General features: G+C 64.9%; 25 protein-coding genes. 9 read left to right on the forward strand and 16 right to left on the reverse strand.

Going from position 1 to position 25731, the window contains the following annotated elements; genetic code table 11:
• Nucleotides 1-21: 21 nt before the first annotated feature.
• Nucleotides 22-2223 carry a TonB-dependent receptor gene (locus tag CA260_RS18510; protein ID WP_111984550.1) on the reverse strand — a complete coding sequence of 734 codons (2202 nt, stop codon included), beginning with the start codon at nt 2221-2223 and terminating at the stop codon, nt 22-24.
• 200 nt (nt 2224-2423) lie between these two features.
• Here CA260_RS18510 and CA260_RS18515 point away from each other — a divergent pair, with 200 nt between their 5' ends.
• Nucleotides 2424-3059: a hypothetical protein gene (locus CA260_RS18515; protein WP_111984551.1), complete on the forward strand. Its 636-nt coding sequence runs from the start codon at nt 2424-2426 to the stop codon at nt 3057-3059.
• Between the two features lie 58 nt (nt 3060-3117).
• Entirely contained in the window at nt 3118-3864 is a 747-nt protein-coding gene (locus tag CA260_RS18520; protein ID WP_111984552.1) for a pteridine reductase, read from the forward strand.
• A 218-nt stretch (nt 3865-4082) separates the two neighbouring features.
• Here the strand turns inward: CA260_RS18520 and CA260_RS18525 are convergent, their stop codons facing one another.
• From CA260_RS18525 to folB, 3 genes are all read right to left on the reverse strand, one after another.
• Nucleotides 4083-4940: a DUF6159 family protein gene (locus tag CA260_RS18525; RefSeq protein WP_111984553.1), complete on the reverse strand. Its 858-nt coding sequence runs from the start codon at nt 4938-4940 to the stop codon at nt 4083-4085.
• A 127-nt stretch (nt 4941-5067) separates the two neighbouring features.
• On the reverse strand, nt 5068-5550 hold the full coding sequence (gene folK / locus CA260_RS18530; protein WP_111984554.1) for a 2-amino-4-hydroxy-6-hydroxymethyldihydropteridine diphosphokinase: 483 nt from the start codon (nt 5548-5550) through the stop codon (nt 5068-5070).
• A gap of 2 nt (nt 5551-5552) precedes the next feature.
• On the reverse strand, nt 5553-5912 hold the full coding sequence (folB, locus tag CA260_RS18535) for a dihydroneopterin aldolase (RefSeq protein WP_111984555.1): 360 nt from the start codon (nt 5910-5912) through the stop codon (nt 5553-5555).
• A 218-nt stretch (nt 5913-6130) separates the two neighbouring features.
• On the opposite strand from folB, the gene CA260_RS18540 reads away from it, so the two are divergent.
• Entirely contained in the window at nt 6131-6880 is a 750-nt protein-coding gene (locus tag CA260_RS18540; protein WP_111984556.1) for a hypothetical protein, read from the forward strand.
• 40 nt (nt 6881-6920) lie between these two features.
• Here the strand turns inward: CA260_RS18540 and tsaD are convergent, their stop codons facing one another.
• The gene (gene tsaD / locus CA260_RS18545) at nt 6921-7988 is read right to left on the reverse strand and encodes a tRNA (adenosine(37)-N6)-threonylcarbamoyltransferase complex transferase subunit TsaD (protein WP_238149833.1); all 1068 of its coding nucleotides are present in this window, start codon (nt 7986-7988) and stop codon (nt 6921-6923) included.
• A 69-nt stretch (nt 7989-8057) separates the two neighbouring features.
• Here tsaD and rpsU point away from each other — a divergent pair, with 69 nt between their 5' ends.
• The 3 genes from rpsU to CA260_RS18560 all read left to right on the forward strand — a co-directional run bounded on the left by rpsU (nt 8058) and on the right by CA260_RS18560 (nt 9230).
• On the forward strand, nt 8058-8273 hold the full coding sequence (gene rpsU / locus CA260_RS18550) for a 30S ribosomal protein S21 (protein ID WP_038621768.1): 216 nt from the start codon (nt 8058-8060) through the stop codon (nt 8271-8273).
• A 162-nt stretch (nt 8274-8435) separates the two neighbouring features.
• Complete coding sequence (locus CA260_RS18555) at nt 8436-8882, forward strand: GatB/YqeY domain-containing protein (RefSeq protein ID WP_111984557.1); 447 nt, start codon at nt 8436-8438, stop codon at nt 8880-8882.
• Nucleotides 8883-9059: 177 nt separating this feature from the next.
• Nucleotides 9060-9230 (forward strand): DUF1328 domain-containing protein, encoded by a 171-nt coding sequence (locus tag CA260_RS18560; protein ID WP_111984558.1) that lies wholly within the window; start codon nt 9060-9062, stop codon nt 9228-9230.
• 6 nt (nt 9231-9236) lie between these two features.
• Here CA260_RS18560 and CA260_RS18565 read toward each other — a convergent pair whose 3' ends face one another.
• On the reverse strand, nt 9237-9851 hold the full coding sequence (locus CA260_RS18565) for a GNAT family N-acetyltransferase (RefSeq protein ID WP_238149834.1): 615 nt from the start codon (nt 9849-9851) through the stop codon (nt 9237-9239).
• 177 nt (nt 9852-10028) lie between these two features.
• On the opposite strand from CA260_RS18565, the gene dnaG reads away from it, so the two are divergent.
• Nucleotides 10029-11819, forward strand: a complete 1791-nt coding sequence (dnaG, locus tag CA260_RS18570) for a DNA primase (protein WP_111984560.1) — start codon at nt 10029-10031, stop codon at nt 11817-11819.
• A gap of 225 nt (nt 11820-12044) precedes the next feature.
• Nucleotides 12045-12671: a DedA family protein gene (locus CA260_RS18575; protein WP_111984561.1), complete on the forward strand. Its 627-nt coding sequence runs from the start codon at nt 12045-12047 to the stop codon at nt 12669-12671.
• 64 nt (nt 12672-12735) lie between these two features.
• Here the strand turns inward: CA260_RS18575 and CA260_RS18580 are convergent, their stop codons facing one another.
• The 7 genes from CA260_RS18580 to CA260_RS18610 form a co-directional block, all read right to left on the reverse strand.
• Nucleotides 12736-14385, reverse strand: coding sequence for a Na/Pi cotransporter family protein (locus CA260_RS18580; RefSeq protein ID WP_111984562.1), 1650 nt, complete (start codon nt 14383-14385; stop codon nt 12736-12738).
• A gap of 317 nt (nt 14386-14702) precedes the next feature.
• Nucleotides 14703-17372: a magnesium-translocating P-type ATPase gene (gene mgtA / locus CA260_RS18585; RefSeq protein ID WP_111984563.1), complete on the reverse strand. Its 2670-nt coding sequence runs from the start codon at nt 17370-17372 to the stop codon at nt 14703-14705.
• 166 nt (nt 17373-17538) lie between these two features.
• Nucleotides 17539-17772 carry a hypothetical protein gene (locus CA260_RS21005; RefSeq protein ID WP_146745383.1) on the reverse strand — a complete coding sequence of 78 codons (234 nt, stop codon included), beginning with the start codon at nt 17770-17772 and terminating at the stop codon, nt 17539-17541.
• A 1249-nt stretch (nt 17773-19021) separates the two neighbouring features.
• On the reverse strand, nt 19022-19930 hold the full coding sequence (gene cyoE / locus CA260_RS18595) for a heme o synthase (protein WP_111984565.1): 909 nt from the start codon (nt 19928-19930) through the stop codon (nt 19022-19024).
• A 2-nt stretch (nt 19931-19932) separates the two neighbouring features.
• Nucleotides 19933-21096, reverse strand: a complete 1164-nt coding sequence (locus tag CA260_RS18600; RefSeq protein ID WP_111984566.1) for a COX15/CtaA family protein — start codon at nt 21094-21096, stop codon at nt 19933-19935.
• Nucleotides 21096-21665, reverse strand: coding sequence for a hypothetical protein (locus CA260_RS18605; protein ID WP_111984567.1), 570 nt, complete (start codon nt 21663-21665; stop codon nt 21096-21098). Before CA260_RS18605 ends, CA260_RS18600 begins: the two co-directional genes overlap by 1 nt.
• Nucleotides 21662-22402, reverse strand: coding sequence for an SURF1 family protein (locus CA260_RS18610; protein WP_111984568.1), 741 nt, complete (start codon nt 22400-22402; stop codon nt 21662-21664). Before CA260_RS18610 ends, CA260_RS18605 begins: the two co-directional genes overlap by 4 nt.
• Before the next feature lie 59 nt (nt 22403-22461).
• Between CA260_RS18610 and CA260_RS18615 the strand changes: the two genes are divergently transcribed.
• The gene (locus CA260_RS18615; RefSeq protein ID WP_038621797.1) at nt 22462-22677 is read left to right on the forward strand and encodes a twin transmembrane helix small protein; all 216 of its coding nucleotides are present in this window, start codon (nt 22462-22464) and stop codon (nt 22675-22677) included.
• Between the two features lie 252 nt (nt 22678-22929).
• Here CA260_RS18615 and CA260_RS18620 read toward each other — a convergent pair whose 3' ends face one another.
• The 3 genes from CA260_RS18620 to ctaD form a co-directional block, all read right to left on the reverse strand.
• Nucleotides 22930-23817, reverse strand: a complete 888-nt coding sequence (locus CA260_RS18620) for a cytochrome c oxidase subunit 3 (protein WP_111984569.1) — start codon at nt 23815-23817, stop codon at nt 22930-22932.
• Nucleotides 23818-23925: 108 nt separating this feature from the next.
• The gene (locus CA260_RS21215; protein ID WP_172461909.1) at nt 23926-24102 is read right to left on the reverse strand and encodes a hypothetical protein; all 177 of its coding nucleotides are present in this window, start codon (nt 24100-24102) and stop codon (nt 23926-23928) included.
• Between the two features lie 4 nt (nt 24103-24106).
• Entirely contained in the window at nt 24107-25723 is a 1617-nt protein-coding gene (gene ctaD / locus CA260_RS18625; protein WP_111984570.1) for a cytochrome c oxidase subunit I, read from the reverse strand.
• Nucleotides 25724-25731: the final 8 nt, after the last annotated feature.

Here is a 25731-nt window from a genome sequence, read left to right on the forward strand (position 1 = left end):
CGGGGTACCGGCCCAGCTGACTTAGAAACTGAAGTCCTTCTGCAGCGTGAGGTACACGCCGCGACGCGGACCGAACTGCGGTGCGCCCACGCCCACGCCGGTACCGTCGCGCAGTTCGTACGTGCGGTCGAACGCGTTGATCAATGCCAGCTGGGTCTTCACCTTGCCGAAGCTGCCGACGTTGAAGTCGTGCGCCACGTTGAGGTTGAGCTGGAAGTAGTACGGCAGCGAGGCGCCGTTGGGGACGCCCGGTGCCTCCTTGCGCAGGCCACTGCCGAACAGGTAGTCGGCGCCGACGCGCGTGGTGTCGGTGAACGAGTAAGTGATGCCACCGGACGACGACAGCTTCTGGTCGTGGTCCAGGTGGATCCAGTTGTCGTTGATGTACGCCAGCTCGTCTTCGCCAAAGTTGTACTGGCCAGTCATCACCTGCTTACCCATGGCCCGACTGAAGGCGAAATTGAAGTACGCCGAGACAGGGCCATTGTCGTAGTTGAGGGTGAACTCCGCGCCGCGGATGCGACCCTGCGCGTAGTTGAAGTTGGAGTAGATCAGCGCCGCACCGAACTGGCCTTCGTCCTGCAGGCGTTTGACCTTGCGGTAGTAGGCATCCAGGCCCACCGTGAGCGTGGAGCCGAAGTGCTGCTGGACGCCCAGGTCAAAGTAGTCGGAGCGCTCCGACAGCGGAAGATTGTTGCCGCCGCTGGGCAGTTCGTTCGTCGTGCCGTTGAACCGCGCGATGTTGCTGTCGTCGATCACCTCCGTGGCCGGCGGCGTGAAATAGCGCGAATAACCCGCATGAATCGTCGTGCTGTCCGTGGCCTGGTACACCACGCCAAGGCGCGGGCTCAGCTGGCTTTCGGTGCGGAACAGCTCGTAGCGATCGCCACGCACGCCGTAGTTCACCGTCCACTTGTCGCCAATGCTCCACTCGTCCTGCAGGTACGCCGACCACGTACGCGCCAGCAGCTTGGTGGCGTCGTAGATGCCGATCGGCGTGGTGCTGGCCTGCGAGCCATCCGGATTGGCCGGGAACACCAGCGAATTGTTGCTGATGTTGCCGCGCTCGAACTCACCGTAGATGCCATAGCGCAGCGTGTGGGCGTCGCCCAGCGGCGTGGCGAAATCCGCCTGCAGCGTGCTGGCGCGGTTGGAGCGGTTGATGGTGGAAGCCACGCCGTTGAACATCAGGTCGCCCACTTCGTCGGGCAGGAAATTCACCGTGCTGTAGCGCTGGCCCAGCGACACCTGGTAATCCGTCTTGCCCCACTTGCCCTGCAGCGAGAGCACGCCGAAACGCGTCTGCTCCTTCTGCCGCTCGTTGAGATCGGCCGAATTGAATTCGGTCTGGTCGAGATAGCCGAACTGCGGCTGCTGGTTCGGATTGTTGGGGACCTCGAAGCGGTTGTTGGTCGCGCCGAACATGAAGCTCACGCGCGTGTTGTCGTTGATCAGATAGGAGATATCGCCGAAACCTTTCACCTGGTTGGTGTGGTCATGGATCGGCGTGCGGCTGGGCGTCGGATTCTCGATGCCGACGTCGTTCTCCAGATAGTTCGCCGTGACGAACCAGCTCCAGCGATCGCTGCTGCCCCAGAGCGAAGCGTTCGGGTTGAGCGTGCCGAACGAGCCGCCAGTAATGCCGACGCTGCCGCCATTGCCCAGCTCGTGGCCGCTCTTGGTGTCGATGTCCACCACGGCGGCCGTGCGCAGGCCGTATTGCGCCGGCAGGGCGCCATCGAGCAGCTTCACGCTCTGGATGGTGCGCGCATCCAGCGTCTGGCCAAAGCCGGAGATGGACTCGGGGATGATCACGCCATTGATGCGGTACTGCAGGTTCGCGTGGTCGCCGCGCACGTGCAAGCCACCGTAGGAGTCCTGCACCACGCCCGGTGCCTGCAGGATCACCTGGTTGAGCGGCGTGGAATCGCCCAGCGGCAGCTGCTGGATCGCCTTCTGGTCGATCACGTACTGGCTGCTGCCGGTGTCCGGCGACAACGAATTGCGCGACTGGTCGAGCGCTGCCGACACGTCGATGGCGCTGAGCTGCTTCACCTTGTTGCCGGGCTTGGTGCCCGCGGTTGCCGCGTCGCCGTCGTTGCCGCCAGCGCCGCCGCCGGGGGCCACCTCATTCATGTCGGCACGGCTGTTCGTCTGGGCGAACGCGGCCGGGACGGCACCCAGCGCAACAGCAAGACTCAAGGCAAGCAGGGAACGTTTCATAGGGATCCAGAGAGGGGCGGTGAAGTTCTTATTTTCGATACGTTATAACATTGCCATTCTACCCCAGGCCGCGCCTGCCCCAAAAGTCATGCCTGGCGCCGAAACATTCTGCGGCCCGGCGCGATTCGTCCGGCCAGCTCAGCGGGATTTCACGGGCGGCCTCTAGACTGGCTGCCGTACGTCGCTTCGAGTCAGGGCCCATGACCGCACCCTCATCCCAGCTTCCCGCGGTGATCACCGACCACAGCCGGGTCACCCAGGCCATCCTCGACTTTGTCAGCCAGATTCCCGACAGCACCATCGAAGGCAGCCGGCAGCCCGAGCAGGAAGCCCAGCGTCTGGCGGCCCGCGCCTCCCAGCGGGCTGCACTGACCGCCGGCTCGCTCGCCCTGCCGCCCGGGCCGCTGGGCTGGCTGACCGTGCTGCCGGAACTCATCGCCATCTGGAAGATCCAGGCGCAGATGGTCAGCGACATCGCGGCCGCCTACGGCAAGCATTCGGACCTGGGCCGCGAGCAGATGCTGTGGTGCCTGTTCCGCCATACCGCGGCGCAGGCGTTCCGCGACCTGGTGGTACGCGTGGGCGATCGCCTGCTGTTCCGCCGGGTGACCTATAGCGTGGCCGAGCGCATCGCCAAGACCGTCGGGGTGAAGGTCACCCAGCGTGCGGTCGGCAAGGGCATCTCGCGCTGGCTGCCGGTAGTGGGCGCGATGGGCGTAGGCGCCTATGCGTACTACGACACGGGACAGGTGGCGCGCACCGCGATCGCGATGTTCAGCGCCTCCTTCGAGACAGAACAGGCGAGCGAGCCGGGTGGCATCACGCCGACGGGATGACGTCCCCGACGCTTTGCGGCAAGCTCGCGATCCAGTCGCGTCACGCAGGAGCCCACGCATGAGCCCACGCCACGAGCGTCCCGTCGTCCTCGTCACCGGGGCAGGCAAGCGGGTCGGAGCGGTCATCGCGCGGACGCTGCACGCGGCAGGCTATGACCTTGCCCTGCACTATCGCCGATCCGCCGCCGACGCCGAGCTGCTGGCTGCGTCACTGGAACGCCAGCGCAGCGGCAGTACCTATACCGTGCAAGGCGAGTTGGCAGACATCGATGTGCTGCCCGACATGGTGCAACGCGTGCTGAATCGTTTCGGCCGTCTCGACGCACTGGTCAACAATGCCTCGGCGTTCTACCCCACACCCGTCGGCACCGCGACGCCGGCGCAGTGGAACGAACTCTTTGCATCGAACGCCCAGGCGCCGTTCTTCCTCGCGCAGGCTGCGACGCCCGCGTTGCGCGAGGCGCGAGGCGCCATCGTCAATCTCGTGGACATCTACGCCGAGCGCCCGCTCGCCAACCATCCGTTGTACTGCATGGCGAAAGCAGCCCTGGCCGCGATGACGCGGTCGCTCGCACTCGATCTTGGCCCCGATGTGCGCGTGAACGGCGTCGCGCCCGGCGCGGTGATGTGGCCAAGCGATGGCAAGCCGTACGACGACCAGCAGGCCATGCTCGCTCGCACGCCGCTGCAGCGTGCCGGCTCTCCGGAAGATGTAGCGGGCGCCGTGCTGTGGCTGTTGCGTGATGCGCCGTTCGTGACCGGGCAGATCATTCGCGTGGACGGCGGGCGGACGCTGTCCGTCTAGGGCATCGCGTTATATCTGTAGGAGCCCACCCAGTGGGCGACCGCAGAGCTTGATATATCCCGCTCCGTCGGGTTGTCGCGCACAGGGTGCGCTCCCACAGGGGATCAATCGGCGTTACAGGCGGGACGCGAGCGATGGAGCAACGCTACGCAGCCGATCGCGCACTGGGTGCGCTCCTACAAAAGACCTTCGTAGGGAGCGCACCGCGATCGTGCGACTTACTTCTTCGGCTTGAACGCCTGCTCAAGCATGGCCTGGTCGAAGCCGTAGCCGACCTGGCCTTCTTCCGCATACCGATACAGCGCGGCGGCGTAGATTCCCTGCAGCGAGGCCTGGATCAGGCCGAGCAGCGTGATGCCGACAGCCACGATGACTACCGCAACGATGATCGCCGCCACGGATTGCATGGCGACCGCGCCCACGATGATGCCGGCCGACACCAGGATGGCCAGGAACATCAGCAGGCCGAACACCACGCCGAGACCGGCGTTGCCGATGATGTTCTCGCCCCAGGTGCGCTTGAGCAGATCCACGCTGTGCCTGATCGCGTCGGTCGGGCCCACGTCCTGGCTGGCGAGCACCGGTACCACCAGGAAGGTGGCCACCGTCCAGGCCAGCCCGAGGAAACCGGCCACCAGGCGACCGATCAGACCCAGCCGTTCCTGCAGCGCGCGCAGTACCAGGCCGACGGTGGCGGCGATCAGCGCGTAGCCGAAGATGTTCACGATGCGCGCCCGCGCGATCGCGAAACCAGCGGCGAAACTGGTCGGCTCGCCGCGCAGGCGCATCAGCGCCGCGCCGGCCAACGCGGTGTTGAAGAAGATGATCACGAAGTACTGCACCAGGTAGAACAGGAACAGCACGACGTAACCGCCCATGGACAACGCGCGCCCATGCACTTCACCCGCGCCTTCCGCGCCGGCAAAGGCGAGGATCATGGGAATGAGGAAACTCGCGGCCACCAGCAGGCAGCAAAGGCCCGATGCCAGCGGAAACATCAACAGCGACTTGTCCGAACGCAGCACCGCTGCGCTGGCCTTCATCAACTCCCAGCTGCGGGAGAACTTGCCTGCCATAACAACCTCCTTGTGATGGATGCGCGATTTCTAGCATCCGCAGGTTACGGACAACAGTGCCACACCGCTTTTTGCAGGGCGCACCCTGTGCGCGATAACCGCCCGAGCGCACGCCTCGAAAGGAGCGCTACAACGCCTCGACCACCAGCGGCTCGCTCTCCACCGGAAACCCCGCCCACAACTCCCCCATCGTCCTTCCACTCACCGGATGCCTGAGCTCCGGCGCGATATCGGCGATGGGCTTCAGCACGAACGCGTGGCGAAGCTCCTTGCGCGGGATGTCGAGATGACCTTCGCCCTGCCGCACCAGGTCGTCATAGAGCACGATGTCCAGATCCAGCGTGCGATCGGAGAACCGCGGCACGTCGCGGCGACGACCATGACGGTCTTCCAGGGCGTGCAGCCAGTCGTTCAGCGCCTCGGGCGAGAGATCGGTATCGAGGCCCACGGCGAGGTTGATGAAGTCGGCGCCATCGAAACCCACCGACTTGCTGCGATACGCCGGCGACACTGCGATGACGCCGAAGCGTGCACGCAGTTCATCCAGGGCGGCGCGGAGGTAACGATGCGGCTCGAGATTCGAGCCAAGGCTCAGATAGACGCGCGCCATCGCTATTGCGGTCGCACGCCGCGCTCGATGCGCACGCCCACGGCTTTCGCGCCACGCACGGCGCCGGGCTTGGAAAGCTTCAGCCGCACCCACGCCACGCCGAACTCCTCGCGGATGATGGCTGCGCAACGCTCGGCCAGCGTCTCCACCAGGCCGAAGCTCGACGCACCCACGTAATCGATGAGGCGCTTGGACACGTCCTTGTAGTTGAGCGTGAGCGCGATGTCGTCCGTGGCGGCCGGCGCGGTGTTGTCGAACGCCATCTCGATGTCGAACGACAAGGTCTGGCGCACGCGGCGCTCCCAGTCGTAGATGCCGATCACGGCATCGATGCGCAGGTCTTCGATGAAAACAGTATCCATGGGGCGGCGACACCGTAGTAATGGGGCAACGCCACAATGAGATGCCCGGCGATCACCTCGCCATTGTAACGAGTCCCGGCGTCCACGCAGAGACGCATCAAGGCGCAACTTTCGGACGAATCCTAATGTACATGCGCGCTGCCGCGCGTATGTTGTCCGCCCCCGGACGCCAACCGGGCGTCTGCCGACTTATTTTTTGCCTGGATCAGAGACATAGCATGTCGTTGCTGCACAAACTCGAAGGCCTCTATGGTGGCCTCATCCGCCTGCTTACAGCCCTGCTGACCGTAACGCTGCTGGTCGTTTCGGTGGTGGCGCTGTTCAACTGGCAGCGCGCTACCGCAAGCGAATCGCCTCGCAAGGAAGCGGCGCAGCCTGCGCCTCCCAAGGTCGCCAGCGAGGATCTCATCAAGCGCGTCGTCGCCAGCCAGACCGGCCAATCGGTGGACCCCATCAGCACTCATGATCCCAACCGTACGGCATATGACCGTATCGGCAGGGCCGTAGCGGCCTTCGCCGAGAAGCATCCGTCGGACGAAGACTTGAGCGTAGACGATGTGATCTCGTTTGCCCGCGAAAAAGTGAGCTATCAGGACACCCCCGAACTGAAAGCCGCGTACGCCGCCGGCCTTGCCGATACGCTGGAGCGCGCGCTAGCCGATGCCAGGATCGACGCCTTGCTGCGCGCGCCAGACGCGCGCAAGGCAGACGCATGGGCCAACGACGCCACAGCCATGGACATCACCCACGCCCTGATCAACCAATTCGATAGCGATTTCACCGAACAGGTCACCACGGTCAGCAATCTTCACGAAGACCGCGACGTCATGGATCACGAGAAGCAAGCCAATGCCTGGCGCTCGCTCATGCGCCTCGGTGGCCCGCTGCTGATGCTCATGTTGCTGCTGCAGGTGCTTACGTTCGGCCGCCTCGAGCAAAACACACGGCAGACCCGGACCGCGAAATAGAAAAAGGCCACCTTCGGGTGGCCTGCTTTTGCGGGCGCCGCTACATCGCCGGTGGCAGCGTTTCCAGATCCCAGCGCGGGAACACCTGCACCGATTCGTCCTGGTGTTGCCCGTGCGCGAGGCGGATGGCGCCGGCCAGCGCGATCATCGCGCCGTTGTCGGTGCAGAACGCCAGGCGTGGGAAATACGCCTTGAAACCGTCCTTTTCACCCGCTGCGGCCAGCTCGGCGCGCAAACGCTTGTTGGCACCCACGCCACCGGCAATCACCAGGCGCTTGGCGCCGGCCGCCTGCAGCGCACGGCGGCACTTGATGATCATGGTGTCGACGATCGCCTCCTCGAAGGCGCGGGCGATGTCGGCGCGGGTCTGCTCGCTCTGGTCCGACTGCTGCCAGGCCAGCAGCACCTGGGTCTTCAGCCCCGAGAAGCTGAAATCCAGGCCGGGTCGGTCGGTCATCGGGCGCGAGAAGCGGAACGCGCCGGGGCGCCCCTGCTCGGCCAGCTTCGCCAGCGCGGGGCCGCCGGGGTACGGCAGGCCCATCAGCTTGGCGGTCTTGTCGAAGGCTTCACCGGCTGCGTCATCCAGCGTGTCACCCAGGATCCGGTACTCGCCGATGCCCTTCACCTCCACCAGCATCGAATGGCCGCCGGACACCAGCAGGGCCACGAAGGGCGGCTCCGGCGGGTCTTCCTCCAGCAAGGGCGCCAGCAGGTGGCCTTCCATGTGGTGCACGCCGATGGCAGGCACGCCCAGCGCCCAGGCCATGGCCCGGGCCGCCGAGGCGCCCACCAGCAAGGCGCCCACGAGGCCGGGGCCGGCTGTATAGGCCACGCCGCCCAGATCCGCGGGGGTCAGGCCCGCCTGGGCCAACGCCTCACGCACCAGCGGCAGCAATTTGCGCACGTGATCGCGGCTGGCCAGCTCGGGCACGACCCCGCCGTATTCCGCGTGGAGCTTGATCTGGCTGTAGAGGGCATGTGAAAGCAGGCCCTCGCCGGGCGCCTCCGGATACCAGCGCAGCAGGGCTACGCCGGTCTCGTCACAGGAGGTTTCGATGCCCAGCACCGGCTTGGTCAACTGGGACTTTGAAAATGCTGTCGTTTCCACGGTATACTTCGCGGCTCACCGTATTCCTACGGTCCGTCAAGGCGGGCCAGTCTAACATTTGGAGTCTCCATGCCCAGCGTAAAAGTCCGCGAGAACGAGCCGTTCGAGCTTGCCCTCCGTCGCTTCAAGCGCACCTGCGAAAAGGCCGGCATCCTGGCCGAAACCCGCAAGCGCGAGTTCTACGAAAAGCCGACCCAGGAGCGTAAGCGCAAGCGTGCAGCCGCGGTGAAGCGTCACCTGCGCCGTCTCTCGCGCGACACCTCGCGTCGCACGCGCCTGTACTGAGGCCTCCCGTCCGCCCCGCGGACGACTTGAGGCTCTGGCGCTTCTGGCGCCGCAGGTAGCTTGGCAGCTGGCGCGTCCATCCGCTGCCGCTGACTTTGTAGACCTACACTAGCCGGCGTTGCCCAGAGCAACGCCGGCTTTGTGTGTTTCCGAGGATAGATCATGACTCTCAAGCAGCAGCTCACCGAAGACATGAAGACCGCCATGCGTGGCGGCGACAAGGACCGTCTGGGCGTGATCCGCCTGATCCTGGCCGCGGTCAAGCAGCGCGAAGTGGATGAGCGCATCGAGCTGGACGATGTCCAGACGCTGGCCGTGCTGGAGAAGATGGTCAAGCAGCGCAAGGACTCGATCAGCCAGTACGAAGCCGCCAACCGCCAGGACCTGGCCGACGTCGAGCGCGCCGAAATGCGCGTGATCGAAGCCTACCTGCCGGCCAAGCTCAGCGACGAGGAAGTCGACGCGCTGATCGCCGCGGCGATCGCCGAGACGGGCGCCAGCTCGCCGCGCGACATGGGCAAGGTGGTGGCCGTGGTGAAGGAAAAGGCCGCCGGCCGTGCCGACATGGGCGTGGTGTCCGGCCGCATCAAGGCGCGCCTCGCCGGCTGAACACGCTGCCTTCACAAAACTGTCGCGCCGCCAAGGCGCGGCTGTCTCAAAGGTGAGCGAACTCCACGCTCTGCACGCCACGCGAAGGCTTTTCCTGCAAGACCTTCACGGCCGGCTCCCTACAACCGGCGGTGACCCGTCGACGACGGGTCTCTTCCAACGAAAAGGGAGCGACTCATGCTCAAGTGGGCCATCATTTTTGCCATCGTCTCGCTGGTCACAGGCTGGCTGGGTTTCGGTGCGGTTTCGGGTGTCACCGGCACTATCGCCAAGGTCCTGTTTGCGATCTTCATCATCCTGTTCCTGCTGGCACTCCTCGCGCTGACAGGCATCTTCCACGCCGTGTAGCGGCGCTTAGTCGAGCAGGCGCTCCATGCGGCGGTGATCCGCCACCCGACCGCGTTCGTTGGCTAGATGCGACTTGCGTTCGATGGTGACCCGGAAACCGTTGCGCTGGTACAGCGCTTCCGCGCGCGGGTTGCTGGTCGCGACATCCAGGGTGATGCGTCGACGGCCGGCATCCCGCGCCTTTCCGATCAGGTGATCGATCAACGCGCGACCCACGCCCCGCCCCCGCAACTCGGGCCGCACGGCCAGATGCGCCAGGTAGTACATATCCCCCTCGGGCGGCCGGATCACCGATTCCACGCGTAGTCCGCGAGCAATCACGCCCACGCCGCGCAGCCCGTAGTGGCTGATGATCTGCCTGGCGGCAGCCAGGGTGAACGGCCATTTCGCCTCGCCGCCATAGCCCGCGCCCACGGCAACCACGCGATCCTCAAGCATGCCCACCCAGTGATTGCGCCAGCCGAATTCGCCGGCGCCGTCGACAAAGCAGTAGCGCAGGAAGGCCTGCGCATCGCCGCCGTCGCGGGTCATGAATACGTAGTCGAACGCATCCGGGCCGGAGCTGTAGATCAACGGCACCGCGGCATCGGCATCGCCCGGCGTGGCCGGACGAAAGTGCATCTGCAAACCAGACCGGGCCATACCTGCCGGATCCCCCATTTCGCACCCCGAGCGAAACCCTTGTTTCCGCAGCATAGGCCAGCACCCATGGCCCGCGCAGAGGGACTGTCGGCCGCCGTGGGGGTCGCATCGGCCAGGCATGCTCGGAAGCGCAACACCCTCTAAACTGTCGGTCTTATGCGCGGACGTATCCCGGACAGTTTCATCGACGAATTGCTTGCCCGCGTCGACATCGTCGATGTGATCGAGCGGCGTGTGCCGTTGAAGAAGGCGGGCCGGGAGTGGACCGCGTGCTGCCCGTTCCACAACGAGCGCACGCCCTCGTTCTACGTCAGTCCGGCCAAGCAGTTCTTCCACTGCTTCGGCTGCGGCGCGCATGGCAGCGCGGTGAAGTTCCTGATGGACTACGAACGCCTGGAATTCCCCGATGCGGTGGAAGAACTGGCGCAATCCGTCGGCCTCACCGTGCCGCGCGAAGGCGGCGACGATCGCGCGCCGCGCGAAGACAAGACCGATCTCTACGCCATGCTCGACGCCGCCGCGCGCTGGTACGAAAACGAGTTGCCCAAGAGCGCGGAGGCGAAGGCGTACTGCAAGAAGCGCGGCCTCGATGCACAGACCATCGAGCGCTTTCGCATCGGCTGGGCGCCCGCCGGCTTCGACGGCGTGATCAAGGCGCTGGGCGGCAGCGACAAGCGCATGCACCTGCTCAACGAAGCCGGCATGGTGGCGAGCAACGAGCGCGGCAATCGCTACGACCGCTTCCGCGAACGCCTGATGTTTCCCATTCTCGACCGCCGCGGCCGCGTGATCGCCTTCGGCGGCAGAATCATTTCCAGCGCGCCTCCTGCGCGCGAAGGTCAAGAAGCGGACATCCCGGCCCGCACTCCTCAAAAAGAGCCGGGCCCCAAATACCTCAACTCACCGGAAACGCCGCTGTTCCACAAGGGCCGCGAGCTCTTCGCGCTGTGGCAGGTGAAGCAGGCGAACCCGAGCCTCGCACGCATCGTGGTGGTCGAGGGCTACATGGATGTCATCGCCATGCACCAGGCCGGCCTGCCGATCGCGGTGGCCACGCTCGGCACGGCGACCACGCCCGAACACACCGAGGTGCTGTTCCGCGCGGCGCCCGACGTGGTGTTCTGCTTCGACGGCGACCGCGCCGGTCGCGCCGCTGCATGGAAAGCGCTGGAATCGGCGCTGCCGCGGCTGCGCGACGGACGGCAGGCGTACTTCCTGTTCCTGCCCGACGGCGAAGACCCGGACACCCTGATCCGCAAGGAGGGCAAGGACGGTTTCGAGAAGCGCCTGAAGGAAGCGATGCCGCTGTCGGCCTATTTCTTCGGCGAGCTCGCGCACGACGTCGATACCGCGAGCCTCGATGGTCGCGCGCGGCTGGCCGAGCGCGCTCGTCCGCTGATCGCACGACTGCCGGACGGCGCGTTCCGCGACCTGATGGCGCAAGAGCTGGAGAAGCGCACCGGCGCACGTGCGGTGCTCGACGCCGATCCATCGGCGCGACGTGCCGTGCAGCGGCCGATCGTCGTGCAGCGTTCGCTGGTGCGCAGCGCGATCGCCCTGTTGCTGGCGCAGCCCGGCGTGGCCGATCAGGTGGAGCGTCCTTACGGCTTCCTGCGCATGGACAAGCCGGGCGTCGAACTGTTGGCCGAACTGATCGACCTCGCGCGCTCGCGGCCGGGCATCAATCCGGCCATGCTGGTGGAACATTTCGCCGAACGTCCCGAATACCCCGCCCTGCAGAAACTGATGGCGGCGATGGTGGTGGGCGAACCCGAAACGCAGCGCGCGGAGTTCTTCGATGCGCTGGCCCGCATGGAGGAACAGGCCATCGTCCAACGGCGCGACTGGCTGACCGCCAAGAGTCGCGAAGGCACGCTGGACAGCGCCGAGAAGGCCGAGTTGCGCGAGTTGTTGGCAGCTCGCGTCGCGCCGGTCAAGGTACCGTGATCACCCTCTCCCGCGTCCGCATCGCCCGTGCCGGCCGCACGCCCATGCGGCCACCCGCATCCCAAAGAACAGCCTTCTAACTTGCCTGACCGCAAGATGTGCACCCGATGCCCTCCACGGGGTGGAACAAAGCGTCCGTGCGCTGCCGCAAGCGTGCTGACGCCCTCCTATGGGATCATCGGACCTTACTTGTAGGCATGGGTGCTTGCCCGGGCATGGATGTAGATGGAACTGCTTGAACGACTGGTGACCCTGTTCGCCGAAAACGGCTACCTCGCGGTGTTCATCGCGTTGTTGCTGTGCGGCGCGGGCGCCCCCTTGCCGGAAGACATCACCCTGGTCGCCGGCGGTGTCATCACCGGCCTCGGCTACGGCAACGTGCATGTCATGTTCGGCGTCGGGATGGCGGGCGTGCTGGTCGGCGACGCGGGCATGTTCCTGCTGGGGCACCACTACGGCGCGCGCATTCGCCAGTGGCGACTCGTGGCCCGTGTGCTCACGCCCGAGCGCTATGCCAAGGTGCAGGAAAAGTTCGAGCGCTACGGCAACCGGCTCATGTTCATCGCACGCTTCCTGCCGGGCATGCGCACGGCGGTATTCATCACGGCCGGCTCCACGCATCGCGTGTCGTTCCTGCGTTTCTTCCTGCTCGATGGCAGCGCCGCGCTGATCAGCGTGCCGATCTGGGTCTACCTCGGCTACTTCGGTGCCAACAACCACGAGTGGCTGGCGATGTGGATCCGTCGCGGGCAGAACGGCCTGTGGCTGTTCGGCGGACTGGTCGTGCTGGTGGTGCTGCTGCTGTGGTGGCGGCACAGGCGCCGGGTGGCCTGCGAGACGGGGCCACGCTGAGTCCCGCATGCCATGGCTGGGTTGATGCATCGCGCCAGCCATTCGCCACTCGCAGTTTCCCCGCTCAGGTCGGCGCAGGTTCGCGCACTAGGCGATCCTGCAACATGCCAGCGCGTTCGAGCGGAAGATAAGCCAGCGCCGCCAGGTGCGAGTGGATGCGCTTGAGGTCGCGCAGGATGCGCAGGTAGATATCCGCGCCACCGCCGCCATCGCGTCGCTCGCGCAGCGCCTTGATGTGCCGCTCGGAGGCGTCGTTCTCCAGCCGCCACAGCACTTCCTTGCGCGCGACGAGCTGCTGCGCCGCGCGCAGGTCGCCACGCAGGAAAACCGTCAGCCCCAGTCGCAGGCTCTCCATGACCTGCGCGTGCATCGCGGCGAGGTCCTGGATGTCTTCGGCGGTGAAGTCCTGCCCGGCCTGGGCCTTCTTCGCGGCGAATTCCATCAGGTTGTTGGCGGTGATGTCGCCGATATGCTCCAGGTTGATCACGAACGCGAGGATCTCCTGACTGCGTTCGCCGTCTTCCTCATTGAGTGCTTCACCGCCAAGGTCGGCGAGATAGTCGCGAATGGCGACGCCCAGCCGGTCCAGCCACTGGTCGGCACGACCGATTGCCGCCGCGCTCGCGCGATCGTCCTTGCCGAACACCTTGACCAGACCCTGCAGCATGGCTTCCACCATGTCGGCCATGCGCATCGATTCGCGCACGGCATTGGCCAGCGCCACGTTGGCCGAATCCAGCGCGCCTTCATCCAGATACATCGGCACGCCGGGATCGTTGGGCTTGGGAGGTTCGGGCAGCAAGCGGACCAGCAAGCGCGCCAGGCCATCGACCGGCCCGATGAACACCAGCGCCAGCGCGAGATTGAACGCGGTATGGAAGTTCACCACGATGCGTGCGGCGGTATCGCCCAGCGGCGCCAGCACATGCGCCAGCCACGGCAACAGTGGCAGGCACACGACGCAGCCGAACGCGCGCACGAGCAGGTTGCCCATCGGCAGGCGTCGCGCCACCGGCGTATGCGCCTCCATCAGCGCGGGAATCGTGCTGCCGAGGTTGGCCCCCAGCACCAGGGCCAGCGCTCCCGGCGCATTGACCACGCCCGCATTGGCCAGCGACAAGATCAACAGCACGACGGCCACGCTGGAATGGCATGCCCAGGTGAGTAGCGCCGCCACCAGCATCGCCAGCACCGGTTCACTGGCCAGGCTCTGCAGGATCGCGCGCAAGACCTGCGCGTTCTCGACCGGCGCCATCGCGCCCACCAGCAGGTGCAGTGCCAGCAGCATCAGTCCCAGGCCGATCGATACCCGGCCCAGGTTCTCGTAGCTCACGTCGTCGGTGCGGCGATGGACGGTGAAGCCGATCAGGATCAGCACCGGCGCCACGATGGAAATGTCGAACGACATCACCTGCACGATCAGCGTCGTACCCACGTTGGCGCCAAGCATCACGGACAACCCCGGTGCCAGGCCGAGAAAGCCGCTCGCGGCGAACGAGGTCGCCATCAGCCCGGTCGCGGTACTGCTCTGCAGGATGGCGGTAACGCACACGCCAAAACCCAGCGCGGCGGAGCGATGGCCCAGGTAGCGGCCCATCCAGCGGCGCAGCGCACTGCCATAGCCGCGCAGCACGCCGCTGGTGACCATATGCGTACCCCACAGCAGCAAGGCGACATAACCGGCGATGTCGAGCAATGCGAAGGTGCCTTTCATGGGCGGGACCTCCCTGGCAGGAACGTGATGCGAAGCATCCACGCACTCCCTTGCGGGAGTCTTTGGACGGATGGATGGCCTGGTCGGCGATCCGTTGGATAGAGGCGCGATTGACGTTGCGGTGCGTCCTTCCGGCGTAGGACGGATGACGTGCGGACTATGCCTGCCGACGGCCCCTGGCAACGAATCCGCATACATGAAGGCTTGTCGTGACGCACCCAGGGACGCGGGCAAACAGCGCCCATGCGCCGCCTTCGCGCCAGGATCACGCGTGCAAAGGATGCGACGACCGCGCGGGCGTTCGTCGCATCGTCACCTCACAACCAGCGACCGTAGCGCCGGATGTAGATCAGTTTCATCAGCTGCGTGAGCACGCAGTACGTGAGCACCGTCGCCGCCAGCCAGCCGAAATACACGCCAGGCAGGGGCATCATGCCGATCTTCGCGCCGAGCCCGGTATACGGCACCAGCATGCCGATGACGATGATGGCGGTGGTGAGCGCCAGCACCGGGGCGGAGGCGAAGCTCTGCAGGAACGGAATCCTGCGCGTGCGGATCATGTGCACGATCAGGGTCTGCGTGAGCAAACTCTCGATGAACCAGCCCGACTGGAAGAACGACTGATGTTCCGTCGAGTTGGCGCCGAACAGGTACCACAGCAGCAGGAACGTGGTGATGTCGAAGATCGAGCTGACCGGTCCGATCCACATCATGAAACGGCCGATGTCGCTGGCGTCCCACTTGCGCGGCTTGCGCAGGTACTCGTCGTCCATGCGGTCGAACGGGATCGACAGCTGCGAGATGTCGTACAGCAGGTTCAGCACCAGGATCTGCAGCGGCAGCATCGGCAGGAACGGCAGGAACGCGCTCGCCACCAGCACCGAGAACATGTTGCCGAAGTTCGAGCTGGCGGTCATCTTGATGTACTTGATGATGTTGCCGAAGGTGATGCGCCCTTCGATCACGCCCTCTTCCAGCACCATCAGGTTCTTTTCGAGCAGGATGATGTCCGCCGACTCCTTGGCGATGTCGGTGGCGGTATCCACCGAGATGCCCACGTCGGCCTCGCGCAGCGCCGGCGCGTCGTTGATGCCGTCGCCGAGGAAGCCCACGGTATGGCCCTGGCGCTGCAGCGACTTCACCACGCGCGCCTTCTGCAGCGGCGACATCTTGGCGAATACGGTGGTGCGCCTGACCAGTGCGTCCAGCTCATCGTCGGTCAACGGCTCGATGTGCTTGCCCTGCGCGGAGTGCTCCACGTCCAGGCCCACTTCACGGCAGATCTTGCGCGTCACCGCCTCGTTGTCGCCGGTGATCACCTTCACTTCGACGCCATGGTGATGCAGCGCGGCGATGGCGGTGGCCGCGCTGTCCTTCGGCGGATCGAGGAACGCGAGGCAGCCGATCGCGGTGAGTCCGCTCTCGTCCGCCACACCGTAGGCGCGGCCCGCTGGCGGCTGCTGCTTGATGGCGACCACCAGCACGCGCAAGCCGTCTTCATTGAGGCCGCGCGTCATCGCCTTGATGTCGGCGCGCAGCTCGTCGGTCATCGGCAGGATGTCGTCGCCCGACTTGGCGGACGAGCAGATCGACAGCATCTCTTCGACGGCGCCCTTGCACACCAGCAGCTCGTGGCCATCGCCATTGCCCAGCACCACCGACATGCGACGACGCTGGAAGTCGAACGGAATCTCGTCGACGATACGGTAGTGCTGCGCGACCTCTTCCAGGTCGCGATGCGTCAACACCGCCTTGTCCATCAGGTTCTTCAGGCCCGTCTGGAAGCGGCTGTTGAGGTAGCCGTATTCCAGCGCTTCGTCCGACTCCTCGCCGTACAGATCGAGGTGACGCTCCAGCACGATCTTGTCCAGCGTGAGCGTGCCGGTCTTGTCGGTGCACAGCACGTCCATCGCGCCGAAGTTCTGGATCGCGTTGAGGCGCTTCACCACCACCTTGCGCTTGGACATCGCCAGCGCGCCCTTGGCGAGATTCGCCGTCACGATCAGCGGCAGCATCTCGGGCGTGAGGCCCACCGCCACCGACAGCGCGAACAGGAACGCCTGCAGCCAGTCGTGCTTGTCCAGGCCGTTGATCAGGAAAACGATCGGCACCATCACCGCCATGAAGCGGATCAGCAGCCAGCTGACGCTGTTCACGCCCTTGTCGAAGCTGGTCTGCACGCGCTGGCCGACGATGGTGCGCGCGAGCGAGCCCAGGTAGGTACGCGAACCGGTGGACACCACGACCGCAGTGGCGCTGCCGCTCACCACGTTGGTGCCCATGTAGCAGACGGTGGGCAGGTCCAGCGGATTGTCGCCGTGCGCGCCGCCGTCCAGCTCATCGTCGCGATGGCTGTGCGCGGGCGCGGACTTCTCCACCGGCAGCGATTCGCCCGTGAGGATGGCCTGGCTGATGAAGAGGTCTTTCGCGGAGACCAATCGCAGGTCCGCCGGCACCATGTCGCCTGCCGCGAGGTGAACGATGTCGCCGGCCACCAATTCGCCCACCGGCACTTCGATGCGCTCGCTGTGGCCATCGGACGCGCGACGCGTCACCGTGGCCGTGTTGCGCACCATCGCCTTGAGCTTTTCGGCGGCAAGCGAGGAACGGTATTCCTGCGTGAAGCTCAACAGCACGCTGATGCCGACCATCACCGCAATGATGATCGGACCGGTGATGTCGCTGGCGTCGGTGGCCAGCTGCACCACGGCCAGCACCAGCAGCACGATGATGAAAGGGTTCTTGAACGCGCGCAGCAGCTGCACCGACCAGTGCGGCGGCTTCTCGTGCGAGACCTCGTTGAGGCCATCACGATCGAGGCGCTCGGAAATCTGTTCTTCATTCAGACCAGCCGCGCTGGTATCCAACGCCGCATAAAGCGCTTCGTTGTGGCGGAACGCTTCCTGCGCCACGGCCACGCGCACCGGCGCGTTGGCGCTCTTGACGGCCGCCTTGCCGGTGACGGTCTGGGTGGAGTGCTTCAACATGACTCGCTTCCGTGAAATCGGTGACATCTGGGCCGGACCAGCGAGCCGGCGGGGTCATCCCGCGCGTGACGCCAAGACCTGCGCTACGGACTTCGTCGCAATCGACGCCACGAGACTGGCGGGGGCCAGCCCTTGGTCGGCATCGCCTGGCGCAACAAAGCGTTCATCAGTGACTGGATACCAGCTGCAGATGACGATGAGCTTGCGAAGTCGCATGTTCACGGCGACGGGCCTGGTAGGCCTGCGCGTCATTGGCCTGCTGCGATTCGAGCACAGCCGGGGCCTGGGTTTCGTCCAGGGGAGCGGGGACGGTAATCGTCCAGGAACGTGCGTCTGCACGACGGCCCGAGACCGAACGTACAGCGGTACGCAGACGGAAGAAATCGCGAAGGAGCTTCATGGCCCTTTCTCCTCGTTAACGGCGCCAACGGCGCCATCAGAGGAGGGCCGGACTTCCCTAGTCGAGGAAAGCGCCAGCCGACCGCAGGCGGTCGCCGCAGCAGATCAGCTTGTTATGCAATGCCGGCACCCGATGCTCGCGGATGTCGACGTTGCGACTAGGGTAAACGTCCATATGCCTTGGGTTGATAGGACAGAGGCCACTGAGGGCGAAACCGCGCCCGGTGGCGCGCAAATTGTCTTGCTGCGGTGCGGTAGTGTCAACCCCGTGACGTGGAATTTGGTGGCGAAAGTTGTTGCGTTTAGGGCCGAGACTTGTCGAGCTGGATGTGACGTTGGCGTTATGTGGCGTGCACGGTTCGCGGCATGCACTCTCCCCTTGTAGGGGCGCACCCAGCGCGCGAAAGCCTTTCGCCTCGGTCCTCATCGTCATTGCTGCGAAAGCGGCAATCGGGCGACTTTCAGCGTTTCTGCCGGCGTGCTCGCCTGCGGCGGGCTTTCCGGACCGCTGCCGCGGCCCGGGTCACTTTCTCTTGCTTGCCCAAGAGAAAGTAACCAAAGAGAACGGCACCCCGCGTGGCGCTGGCTGGGCTACGCCCAGCCAGTTCGTGAGGGGCGGCCTGGCTTTTCGACCGGGCTCCTGCCCGGACGAAAAGTGCCCGACGTCCTTGTCGGGCACCCCTGCGGGGCCTGCTCGTCTGCCCCTCACCGCCACACAGGGGACCCGTGACGGCTCGTGCCGCCGCGCGGCACATCGCTTCGAGGAGGTGGCGTTCGCCGTTCGTTGTGGGAGCACACCCTGTGCGCGACCGCAGAGGTGATGCCCTACGCCGCGGTCGCGCACTGGGTGCGCTCCTACAGGGAGAGAACCCGCTCTGCGCCCTGGCTCTTGACCTCCCCTCCCCTATGGGTGGAGGAACAGCCCGAAGGGTGGCCGGCAGGACGCCGGCGAGTTTGTCGTCAGGACAGGATGTCCTGTCGACAAACCCCGCAACCCGCCCGCGGACCTTCCGGGGGATAGCCCGGAAGGCGCGGCATCGGGGTGGCCTTTCTCTTGGTTACTTCTCTTTGGCCACGCAAAGAGAAGTGACCCGCTGCCCGGCAGGGCAGCGGAAGCCCGCCGCAGGCGAGCCAGGTCGCAATATCGCTAAAAAGGGCCCGAACAAGGACGGCACAGACAAACGGCGAGGCAAGGTTGGCCCCTCACCCCAACCCTCTCCCCGGAGGGGAGAGGGAGAAAACGCGTCCGCTCAGATGGAGCGTTCGAACACGAGCCCCTGGTGCTGCATCAGCGGCTCCATCACCCAATGGTCGACGAGCAGGAACGCAAACAGCGCCATCAGGTACACGATGGAATAGTTGAACACCTTCATCGCGAAGAACTCATCCGGCGGATTCAACAGACGGATCGCGTAGTACAGGAACCCCACGCCAAGCACCGCCGCGCCACCGAGATAGACCATCCCGCTGTAACCCGTCAGCGCGGGCAGCAGCGTCACCAGCACCAGCAGGATCGTGTAGAACAGCACATGCCAGCGCGTGAACACCACGCCATGCGTCACCGGCAGCATCGGTACCTGTGCGCGCGAGTAATCATCGCGACGGAAGATCGCCAGCGCCCAGAAGTGCGGCGGCGTCCACACGAAGATGATCAGGCACAGCTGCAGCGCAAACGGATGCAGCGAACCGGTGACGGCCGTCCACCCGAGCACCGGCGGAATCGCGCCGGCCAGGCCGCCGATCACGATGTTCTGCGGCGTGGCGCGCTTGAGGTAGGCCGTGTAGATCACCGCATAACCGATCAAGCCGCCAAAGGTCAGCAGCGCGGTGAGCGGATTTACCAGCACGGCGAGGATGACCATCGACACCGCACCGAGCGCCAACGCGAAGACGAGCACCTGGTGCGGCTTGAGATGTCCCGTTGCAAGCGGGCGATGCGCGGTACGCGCCATCACCTTGTCGATGCGCTGGTCGATCAGGTGATTGAACGCGGCGGCCGAGCCCGACGCCATCCAGATGCCCAGCGTGCCGAACACCAGCGCGCGCCACGGCGGGGTGCCGGGCACGGCGAGGAACATGCCGATGATGGCGCAGAACACCAGCAGCGCGACGACGCGCGGCTTGGTCAGCTCCATGTATTCGTGGAAACGGCTCGTCATCATCAGTGCCCGAGGGAAAGGAACATCGCGTCGTCGTGACGCTTCTGCGTGCGTGCCAGTGTCGCCAGCAAAGTGAACAGCAACAGCGCCGCCACACCATTGTGCATGGTCGCCACCGGCAGCGGCAGGCCGAAATGCACGTTGCTGATGCCCAATAGCACCTGCGTGACCAGTACCACCGCGATGAGCAGGCCCAGCGAACGCAGGCCGCGACGCGACACGCGGTGAGACAGCCAGGCGAGGTAGCAGAACACCACCAGCGCGCCGAAGCGATGCGCGATCTGGATCGCGCTGCGTGCCGCCATGTCGAGCACGCCGCCTTCATAGTTCACACCGACGCCGCGCCACAGCACGAAGCCCTCGCGGAAATCGGTCGGCGGCATCCATTGGCCGAGGCATTTGGGGAAGTCCGTGCCGCAGGCGAGCGCCGCATAGTTGGAGGATGTCCAGCCGCCCAGCGCGATCTGCGCGAGCAACAACACGATGCCGAGCACCACGACCTTGCGCAGGCCGGCATAACTGTCGTCCTGCGCGCCGACGCCGGCAAATCGCAGCGCTGCATAGGCCAGCAGCGCGAACGTGGTGATGCCGCCCATCAGGTGTCCCATCACCACGATGGGCTTGAGCAGCAACGTCACCGTCCACATGCCGAGCATGGCCTGGAACACCACCACCGCCAGCACCAGCACACTGATGCGCCACGCACCAGGACGGTGCAGCCTGATCGCCGCGATCATCGGCAGGCCGATCGCCACGATCGACAGCAGCAACGACCAGTGATGCTCGCCTCGTATGTACATGCCCACGCCGATCGCCGCGCAGATCGCGCCGACGATCACGGCATGGCGCGCCCAGCGATCACGCCAGCTCGCAACCAGCGCCAGGACGAACACCAGCGTGCCCAGCGTGCCGGCGAGAAAGCGGTGCACCTGTTCGCGCCAGGCCTTGTGCGTTTCGTACGGGCGATCAGGAAACGCCTGGTTGGCCTGCGCGATCTCGTGCTGCTGTTCGGGCCAGGTGGCACGGCCGTAGCACGTCGGCCAATCGGGACACGACAGGCCCGCGTTGGACAGCCGCACGAAGGCGCCAAACATCACCACGCCAAAGGCGAACACCGCAGCGAGCAGCGCAAGTCCGCGCAGCACTCGTGAGGAACGGGCGGTCATCAGCGAATCACCTTCTGCAGATCCTTGCGCAGACCGGAAGGATCGAAACCGGCGGGATACAGCGACAGCGCCGTGCCATCGGACTCGACCAGCAACGCGCTCACGCTGTCGGGCTCCGACGGGCGAAACGCAGCAAGCGCGTCCTTGCTGTCCTGACCCACCTGCCAATAGTTGGCCATGCCGTTGGTCGCCGCATCTGCCGGAGGTACACCCACGTAAAGCAGGCGCAGGCGCGTGGCATTGCGATTCAAGGTGATGCGCGCGGCGGCGATCTTGGTCAGCGTGTCCACGCAGTGGGACGCGCAACCAGGACCCGCGACGGCCACCAGGGTCAACTGCGGCTCGCTTGCGCGCCATGCCCACGGTTTGCCGTCGGCCAGGATCACCTGGAGCTGTTCGTTTGCAAAATTGCGCTGCGGCGTGATCGGCAGGCCATTGGCCTTGCCGCCCGGCTGCCAGCCCACCGCGGTAAGCACACCGGCGGCAATGATCGGTGCGGCGAACACCAGCATGATCAACAGCAGTTTCAGACGGCTCGCGCGCATCGCGCGCTGATCGGGTGGGTTCATGACCTGTCCAACGGTTTGGAGGGGCGGCGACGATGCAGCACCAGCAGGATCACCACCGCCGCCACGGCGAAGGTGAACCACTGGAACGCATAGGCCCGATGTCGGGCGGGCGGCATCGAGGAGAAATCGATGGTGTGTTCGCGCACATAGATCGACGCGGGGTCGGCGTCCAGCGCCAGCACTTGCGGGTAAAGCGTGGCGCCGAGGTCGGCGGCCACTTGTGGCAGTTCGAGATAGACGGTGGTCTTGGGCCAACGTGCCTGGCGCGCCAGGGCGTTGCCGCCCATCTCGAAACCGACACCGGGCGCGGGTACATACAAGCCCTGCAGCACCTGTTTGCCTGTGGGAAGCGGAGGCAGCTGAGGGGGCTGATCCGTGCCATTGCCGGGCAGGAAACCCAGATCCACCAGCAGCAAGCGATCGGCGTGCTGCGGACGGAAAGGCGCATAGACTTCCGCACCGCCGCGCTGGTCGTGCTTGGGGTTGTCCAGGAGATACAGGCGATCGGGCACGTACTCGCCCTGCACGCTCACGCGCGCAAACGCATCGATGGGGGGCTTTGCGGCCACCGCGGAAAAATCGCGTGGCGCAGCGTTTTCCGCTGCGGCATACCGTCGCAGAATTTCTTCCTTTTCGTTCGCGCGATGCAACTGCCACACGCCCAAGCGTATGAACAGCAAGGCACCTGCCGCCGTCAGCAGCAAGGCGAACCACGACGGACGGCGCAACCACTTCACGCAGTGGCACCACGCACGGCCGCTATACTGCGGATGTCAAAAACGTTCGGACCAATCACGTGGAAACCATCTACAAATATGCGCTGGTGATCCTGCTGCTGGTGGTGCTGTTCAACCTTGGTCAGGCCCTGTTCTTCATGATGACCGACAAGGACGGCAGCAAGCGCACGGTATGGGCGTTGACCCGCCGCATCGGTTTGTCCGTCCTGCTCATCCTGATGGTCGTGCTCGGCATCTGGATGGGCTGGCTGCACCCGCACGGCGTGGGCCAGTAATTGTAGCGTTATGGGGCGTTCGGCGCCCCAGTTGCGACAACCGGTTTGAGCGAAGGCCCGCCATTGGCGGGCCTTTGTTTTGGACGGCCCTCATCGCTCTTCTGTAGGAGCGCACCCAGTGCGCGATCGGCCTGTCTCGAACACCAGAGGCAGAATGACAGTCTGCGGTCGCGCACTGGGTGCGCTCCTACAAAGTAACGGCACAAAAAAACCCGCCTTTCGGCGGGCTTTTTGCTGCGACGCGCGAGCGCCTCAGAGGATGTAGACGAACATGAAGAGGCCGAGCCACACCACGTCGACGAAGTGCCAGTACCAGGCCACGGCTTCGAAGGCGAAGTGGTGGTCCTTGCTGAAGTGGCCCTTGGCCACGCGCAGCCAGATGATCGCCAGCATGATCGTGCCCAGCGTCACGTGCATGCCGTGGAAGCCGGTGAGCATGAAGAAGGTCGAACCGTACACGCCGCTCTGCAGCGTCAGGTTGAGCTCCTTGTAGGCTTCCATGTACTCGTGCGCCTGGAAGTACAGGAACGTCGCGCCGAGCAGCACGGTGAGCGCCAGGAACACCAGGATCTTGCCGCGATGGCCGGCCTTCAGCGCGTGGTGCGCGATGGTGACGGTCACGCTCGAGGTGAGCAGGATCAGCGTGTTGAGCAGCGGCAGGCCCCACGGGGCAACCGTCTGGAAATCGCCGCCGATGTGCTCCGGACCACCGCCGCCGGCCGAGCCCCACGAAGCGGAGTAATCGCTCCACAGGAACTGGTGGGTCAGCAGGCCATGGCCTTCGCCACCGAGCCACGGCACCGCGTACATGCGGGCGTAGAACAGGGCGCCGAAGAACGCCGCGAAGAACATCACCTCGGAGAAGATGAACCACATCATGCCCATGCGGAACGAGCGGTCCACCTGGCTGTTGTAGCTGCCCGCGAGCGATTCGCGGATCACCGAGCGGAACCAGCCGAAGAACATCAGCAGGATGCCGACGAAGCCGACGGTGATCACGGTCTTACCGAAGCTCGCCTCGCCCGGAGGCGCGTTGAGCCAGTGCGCGGCACCGAACACGGTGACGAACATGACGACCGCGGCCACGATGGGCCAATAGCTCTTGGTCGGTACGAAATAAGCGCCTTGCTGCTGACCCATGGTGCGACCCCGTGGATATCTCTGTTTGCTTCCACTCCCGGTTTTCCGGGAGCTACAACCCGCATGCCTGATCATCGGCTCACGGACGGATACTGCGACGAAAACGCGTCAGGAGTACTTCAGTCCCTGCAGCAACGACAGCAGAAAGATCGCGATGGCGATGGCGCCGAACACCGTGACGGTGCGTCGCACACCCTTCTTGCGCATCTTTTCGATCATTGCCTTCGACTGCTTCATCCGACTCGCTTCCACACGCTCCGGCACGAGACCGGAGCGGTTGAACATGGCATCAATCTTCGACGTGGCCGTGGGCCAGTTCTTCGTCGTGGATCACCGGCGGCAGCTCGAAGGTATGGAACGGCGCCGGCGAAGGCACGGTCCATTCCAGGCCCTTGGCACCTTCCCACACGCGGTCCGGCGCCTTCTTCTTCGAGAACCACACCGCGTGGATGATCACGCCCACGAAGATCAGCTGCGAGGCGCCAAACAGGAAGCCGCCGATCGAGCTGATCATGTTGAAGTTGGCGAACGCCACGTTGTAGTCCGGGATGCGGCGCGGCATACCGGCCAGGCCCAGGAAGTGCTGCGGGAAGAACAACACGTTCACCCACACCACGCTGTTCCAGAAGTGCACCTTGCCCCAGAACTCGCTGTACATGTGACCGGTCCACTTCGGCAGCCAGTAGTAGGTGCCGCCGATGATCGCGAACACCGCACCGGTCACTAGCACGTAGTGGAAGTGAGCCACCACGAAGTACGAGTCGTGGTACTGGAAGTCGGCCGGAGCCAGCGCCAGCATCAGGCCGGAGAAGCCGCCGATGGTGAACAGGATGACGAACGCGATGGCGAACAGCATCGGCGTTTCGAACGTCATCGAGCCGCGCCACATCGTGCTGACCCAGTTGAACACCTTCACGCCCGTCGGCACCGCGATCAGCATCGTCGCGTACATGAAGAAGAGCTGGCCGGTGACCGGCATGCCCGTGGCGAACATGTGGTGCGCCCACACGATGAACGACAGGAAGGCGATCGACGCGATCGCGAACACCATCGCCTTGTAACCAAAGATCGGCTTGCGCGCGAAGGTCGGGATGATCTCGGACACCAGGCCAAAGGCCGGCAGGATCATGATGTAGACCTCGGGGTGGCCGAAGAACCAGAAGATGTGCTGGAACAGCACCGGGTCGCCACCGCCAGCCGCATTGAAGAAGCTGGTGCCGAAGTACTTGTCGGTGAGCAGCATGGTCACTGCACCCGCCAGCACCGGCATCACCGCGATCAGCAGGAACGCCGTGATCAGCCAGCTCCACACGAACACCGGCATCTTCAAGAGATCCATGCCCGGCGCGCGCATGTTGAGGATGGTCACGATGATGTTGATCGCGCCCATGATGGAGCTGATACCCATCAAGTGGACGGCGAACACCAGGTAGGCCACCGAGTCACCCTGCAGCGACAGCGGCGGGTACATCGTCCAGCCACCGGCCGGGCCACCGCCGGGCAGGAACAGCGTGGACAGCAGCAGCGCGAAGGCGAACGGCAGGATCCAGAACGACAGGTTGTTCATGCGCGGCAACGCCATGTCCGGCGCACCGATCATCAGCGGGATCATCCAGTTGCCCAGGCCCACGAAGGCCGGCATCACGGCGCCGAAGATCATGACCAGCGCATGCATCGTGGTCATTTCGTTGAAGAAGTACGGCTGCACCAGCTGCAGGCCGGGCTTGAACAACTCCGCGCGAATGACCATCGCGAAGCTGCCGCCGATGAAGAACATCAGCAGCGAGAACACCAGGTACAGCGTGCCGATGTCCTTGTGGTTGGTGGACATGCACCAACGCACGAAGAAGTTGCTCGGCGCACCGTGATGATCGTCGTGGTGATCGTGGGTGGCGTCGTGGGCCATAACCTTAC

The organism is Dyella jiangningensis (genome assembly GCF_003264855.1).
Classification (GTDB): domain Bacteria; phylum Pseudomonadota; class Gammaproteobacteria; order Xanthomonadales; family Rhodanobacteraceae; genus Dyella; species Dyella jiangningensis_C.

Excerpts from the sequence above, each read along its gene's own strand:
- CA260_RS18515 (WP_111984551.1), top strand. The coding sequence starts at position 2,424 with ATGACCGCACCCTCATCCCAGCTTCCCGCGGTGATCACCGACCACAGC.
- folB (WP_111984555.1), bottom strand. The coding sequence starts at position 5,912 with ATGGATACTGTTTTCATCGAAGACCTGCGCATCGATGCCGTGATCGGC.
- CA260_RS18605 (WP_111984567.1), bottom strand. The coding sequence starts at position 21,665 with ATGAACCCACCCGATCAGCGCGCGATGCGCGCGAGCCGTCTGAAACTG.
- CA260_RS18620 (WP_111984569.1), bottom strand. The coding sequence starts at position 23,817 with ATGGGTCAGCAGCAAGGCGCTTATTTCGTACCGACCAAGAGCTATTGG.
- CA260_RS21005 (WP_146745383.1), bottom strand. The coding sequence starts at position 17,772 with ATGAAGCTCCTTCGCGATTTCTTCCGTCTGCGTACCGCTGTACGTTCG.
- mgtA (WP_111984563.1), bottom strand. The coding sequence starts at position 17,372 with ATGTTGAAGCACTCCACCCAGACCGTCACCGGCAAGGCGGCCGTCAAG.
- CA260_RS18520 (WP_111984552.1), top strand. The coding sequence starts at position 3,118 with ATGAGCCCACGCCACGAGCGTCCCGTCGTCCTCGTCACCGGGGCAGGC.
- dnaG (WP_111984560.1), top strand. The coding sequence starts at position 10,029 with ATGCGCGGACGTATCCCGGACAGTTTCATCGACGAATTGCTTGCCCGC.
- CA260_RS18510 (WP_111984550.1), bottom strand. The coding sequence starts at position 2,223 with ATGAAACGTTCCCTGCTTGCCTTGAGTCTTGCTGTTGCGCTGGGTGCC.
- CA260_RS18540 (WP_111984556.1), top strand. The coding sequence starts at position 6,131 with ATGTCGTTGCTGCACAAACTCGAAGGCCTCTATGGTGGCCTCATCCGC.
- rpsU (WP_038621768.1), top strand. The coding sequence starts at position 8,058 with ATGCCCAGCGTAAAAGTCCGCGAGAACGAGCCGTTCGAGCTTGCCCTC.
- folK (WP_111984554.1), bottom strand. The coding sequence starts at position 5,550 with ATGGCGCGCGTCTATCTGAGCCTTGGCTCGAATCTCGAGCCGCATCGT.
- CA260_RS18560 (WP_111984558.1), top strand. The coding sequence starts at position 9,060 with ATGCTCAAGTGGGCCATCATTTTTGCCATCGTCTCGCTGGTCACAGGC.
- CA260_RS18565 (WP_238149834.1), bottom strand. The coding sequence starts at position 9,851 with ATGCACTTTCGTCCGGCCACGCCGGGCGATGCCGATGCCGCGGTGCCG.
- CA260_RS18580 (WP_111984562.1), bottom strand. The coding sequence starts at position 14,385 with ATGAAAGGCACCTTCGCATTGCTCGACATCGCCGGTTATGTCGCCTTG.
- CA260_RS18525 (WP_111984553.1), bottom strand. The coding sequence starts at position 4,940 with ATGGCAGGCAAGTTCTCCCGCAGCTGGGAGTTGATGAAGGCCAGCGCA.
- CA260_RS18600 (WP_111984566.1), bottom strand. The coding sequence starts at position 21,096 with ATGACCGCCCGTTCCTCACGAGTGCTGCGCGGACTTGCGCTGCTCGCT.
- ctaD (WP_111984570.1), bottom strand. The coding sequence starts at position 25,723 with ATGGCCCACGACGCCACCCACGATCACCACGACGATCATCACGGTGCG.
- CA260_RS18555 (WP_111984557.1), top strand. The coding sequence starts at position 8,436 with ATGACTCTCAAGCAGCAGCTCACCGAAGACATGAAGACCGCCATGCGT.
- CA260_RS21215 (WP_172461909.1), bottom strand. The coding sequence starts at position 24,102 with ATGTTCAACCGCTCCGGTCTCGTGCCGGAGCGTGTGGAAGCGAGTCGG.
- cyoE (WP_111984565.1), bottom strand. The coding sequence starts at position 19,930 with ATGACGAGCCGTTTCCACGAATACATGGAGCTGACCAAGCCGCGCGTC.
- CA260_RS18575 (WP_111984561.1), top strand. The coding sequence starts at position 12,045 with ATGGAACTGCTTGAACGACTGGTGACCCTGTTCGCCGAAAACGGCTAC.